At 74.7% G+C, this 4,106-nt stretch carries 1 protein-coding gene; it reads left to right on the plus strand.

Features of this window, described 5'->3' with window-relative positions; translation table 11 throughout:
* The coding region (locus AB0B58_RS42185; RefSeq protein WP_360237009.1) for an SDR family NAD(P)-dependent oxidoreductase at window positions 1–4,106 on the plus strand (4,106 nt) is incomplete at both ends.

Below are 4,106 nucleotides of genomic sequence, written 5' to 3' on the forward strand. Positions count from 1 at the left end.
TTCCTGGAGGTGGGTCCGGACGCCGTGCTTTCGGCGATGGTCGACGACGGTGTACCGGCGATGCGCCGCGACCGGGACGAGGTCGCCACGCTGCTTACCGCGGTCGGGCGGCTCTGGGTTTCCGGTCAGCACGTCGACTGGGCCGCGGTGGTCGGACCCGGCGACCGGATCGAACTGCCCACCTACCCGTTCCAGCACCAGCGGTTCTGGCCCGCAAGCATGACCCTCGGCGGCGCGGCGCCCGGCCTCGACGCGGCGGAGCACCCGCTGCTCAGCGGCGCGATCGCGCTGCCCGGCTCCGACGCCCTGCTGCACACCGGACGGCTCTCCGCACAGGCGCAGCCGTGGCTGGCCGACCACGAGATGCACGGCACGGTGGTGCTGCCCGGCACCGCCCTGGTCGAGCTGGCCCTGCACGCCGGCGCCGAGGCCGGCACCCCCGGCCTGGAGGAGCTCACCCTCGCCGCGCCGCTGGTCCTGCCCGAACGCGGCGCCGTGCAGGTGCAGGTGTGGACCGGTGCCGCCGACGCCGACGGCCGCCGTGCCGTGGCGGTGCACTCCCGGCCCGACGGCGCGCCGGACGTGCCGTGGACCGAGCACGCCACCGGCCTGCTCGGCGCGGGCCGCGGCCCGGTCGCCTTCGACGCGGCCGCCTGGCCGCCGGCCGGGGCCACCCCGGTCAGCGTCGACGGCGTCTACGACCGGCTGGCCGACGGCGGATTCGGCTACGGCCCGGCCTTCCAAGGCCTGCGCGCCGCCTGGCGCGACGGCGAGCACGTCTACGCCGAGGTCGCCCTGCCCGACGGCACCGACGCCGGGCGCTACGGCCTGCACCCCGCCCTGTTCGACGCCGCGCTGCACGCCCTCATGCTGGACGCCGGCGACGCTCCGGCCGGCATCCCGTTCGCCTGGCAGGGCGTGGCACTGCACGCCACCGGCGCGACCGCCGCACGGGTGCGGCTGACCCGCACCGGGGACGGCTTCGCCATCGCGGTGGCCGACCCGGCCGGCGCCCCGATCGCCTCCGCGGACTCGCTGCTCGTACGCGCACCGCGGCGGGCGAGCGACCCGCTCTACCGGGTGGACTGGGTGCCGGTTCGCCTGCCCGACACCACCCGGCCGGCGACCGTCGTCGTGGTCGAGGCCGGCGCGGACCCCCGCGAGGCGACCCTGCGAGCGCTCGGCGACGTACAGCGGTTCCTGGCCGACGAGCCGGACCCGGACCGCCGCCTGGTCTTCGTCACCCGCCCCGGCGACCTGGGCGGCGCGGCGGTGTCCGGCCTGGTGCGCTCGGCGCAGTCCGAACACCCCGGCCGCTTCGGCCTGATCGAGACCGCCGGCGACGTACCGGAGACCGCCCTGGCGAGCGACGAACCGCGCCTCGCCCTGCACGACGGCGCCGCGACCGCGCCGCGCCTGGCCCGCATCGCGGGCAGTCCCGAGCCGTTCGCCTGGCCCGCCGAGGGCACCGTTCTGATCACCGGCGGCACCGGCGGCCTGGGCGCGGTGGTCGCCCGGCATCTGGCCGCGCAGGGTGTCACCGATCTGGTGCTGGTCAGCCGTCGTGGCCCGGAGACGCCCGGCGCCGACGAGCTGCCGGGCCGGGTCGTCGCGTGTGACGTGACCGACCGGGCGGCGGTGGACGCGTTGATCGCGGGCATTGCGGATCTGCGTGCGGTGGTGCACTCGGCCGGTGTCCTGGACGACGGGGTCATCGAGTCGCTGACGCCTGGGCGGGTCGAGGCGGTGCTGCGGCCCAAGGTCGACGCCGCGTGGCACCTGCACGAGGCGACCAAGGACCTCGACCTGGACGCGTTCGTGCTGTTCTCCTCGGTCGCCGGGCTGCTCGGCAACCCCGGACAGGCCGGCTACGCGGCCGGCAACGCCTACCTGGACTCCCTCGCCGAATGGCGCCGGGAGAACGGCCTGGTGGCCACCTCGCTCGCCTGGGGACCATGGGTGCGCTCCGGCGGCATGACCGCCGAGCTCACCGAGGAGGACGTGGCCCGGATGACCCGGAGCGGCCTGCCGCCGCTCACCGGGGAACAGGGCCTCGCGCTCTTCGACGCCGCCCTCGCCGCCGGCCCGGCCGTGGTCGTCCCGGTCCGCCTGGACACCGCCGCGCTGCGCCTCCGCGACGAGATCCCGCCGATGCTGCGCGGCCTGGTACGAGGCCCGTCCCGCCGCGCCGCCGCCGGCAGCGCCGACCTGATCCGCCGCCTCGCCGCCCTCGACCCGGCGGCACGGGAGGCGACGCTTGTGGACCTGGTCCGCACCCAGGTCGCACACGTGCTCGGCCACCCGGACACCGGCCGGATCGACCCCGGCAAGGCCTTCCAGGACCTCGGCTTCGACTCGCTCACCGCGGTGGAACTACGCAACCGGCTCGGTGCCGCCACCGGGCTGCGCCTGCCCGCGACCGCCGTCTTCGACTACCCGTCCGTGCTGGCCCTCGCCGGGCACCTGCGCGACGAACTGCTCGGTGTCGAACCGGTGAGCCCGGTCCTGGAACGTTCGCCGGTCTCCGACGATCCGGTGGTGATCGTCGGCATGGGTTGCCGTTTCCCCGGCGGGGTCGGCTCGCCCGAGGACCTGTGGAACCTGGTCCGCGACGGCGTGGACGCGGTGGGGGAGTTCCCCGGCGATCGCGGCTGGGACGTGGACCGGCTGTACAGCGCCGACCGCGATGTTGCCGGCACGTCGTACACCCGGCATGGTGGCTTCCTGCACGACGCCGCGGAGTTCGATCCGGAGTTCTTCGGGATGAGCCCGCGCGAGGCCCTGGCCACCGACGCGCAGCAGCGCCTGCTGCTGGAGACCACGTGGGAGGCCCTCGAACGGGCCGGCATCGATCCGCATGGGCTGCGCGGCAGCCGTACCGGAGTGTTCGCCGGTGTCATGTACGCCGACTACGGCAACCTGCTCACCGAGGACTCCTTCGAGGGCTTCCGCGGCAACGGCAGCGCGGGCAGCATCGCCTCGGGCCGGGTCTCCTACACCTTCGGCTTCGAGGGTCCGGCGGTCACCGTCGACACGGCGTGCTCATCGTCGCTGGTGGCCCTGCATCTGGCGGCCCAATCGCTGCGATCGGGTGAATGTGGTCTGGCGGTCGCCGGTGGTGTGACCGTGATGTCGACCCCGCAGACCTTTGTGGAGTTCTCCCGCCAGGGTGGTCTGTCGGCCGACGGCCGGTGCAAGCCGTTCGCGGACGCCGCCGACGGGGTCGGCTGGGGCGAAGGCGTCGGTGTTGTGGTCCTGGAGCGCCTCTCCGACGCGGTGCGCAACGGGCATCGGGTCCTCGCGGTGATCCGGGGCTCGGCGGTGAATCAGGACGGTGCGTCGAACGGTTTGACGGCGCCGAACGGCCCGTCGCAGCAGCGGGTGATCCGCGCCGCGCTGGCAAACGCGGGTCTTGCCGTCGACCAGGTCGACGTGGTGGAGGCGCACGGCACCGGCACCACCCTTGGTGATCCGATCGAGGCGCAGGCATTGCTGGCGACGTACGGCCAGGACCGGGAGGTGCCGGTCTATCTGGGGTCGGTGAAGTCCAACATCGGGCACACCCAGGCCGCCGCCGGTGTCGCCGGCGTGATCAAGATGGTGATGGCGATGCGCCACGGGGTGGTGCCCCGGACGCTGCACGTGGACGCGCCCTCATCCTTCGTGGACTGGGACGCGGGCGCGGTGTCCCTGGCCCGGGAGAACCTGGCCTGGCCGCCGTCGGAGCGGCGGCGTGCGGGTGTCTCGTCGTTCGGCATCAGCGGCACCAACGCCCACGTCATCATCGAACAGCCCGCCGCGGCAGCGGCCGCCGCGCAGCGCCCGGACACCGGCGAGATCGTGCCGTGGCCGGTCTCCGCCAGGACCCCGCAGGCCCGGCGCGACCAGATCGCCCGCCTCGCCGCCGTGCGCGACGAGCACCCGGCCGACGTCGGCTGGTCGCTGGCCACCACCCGCGCGGAGTTCCCGCACCGCGCGGTCCTGCTCGGCGACGCCGTGATCGAGGGCGAGGCCCGCGGCGGCCGCACCGCGTTCATGTTCACCGGCCAGGGTTCCCAGCGTCTCGGGATGGGCCGTGACCTGTACGAGCGTTTCCCGGTTTACCG

It is taken from the genome of Actinoplanes sp. NPDC049118, from assembly GCF_040648555.1.
Taxonomy (GTDB): domain Bacteria; phylum Actinomycetota; class Actinomycetes; order Mycobacteriales; family Micromonosporaceae; genus Actinoplanes.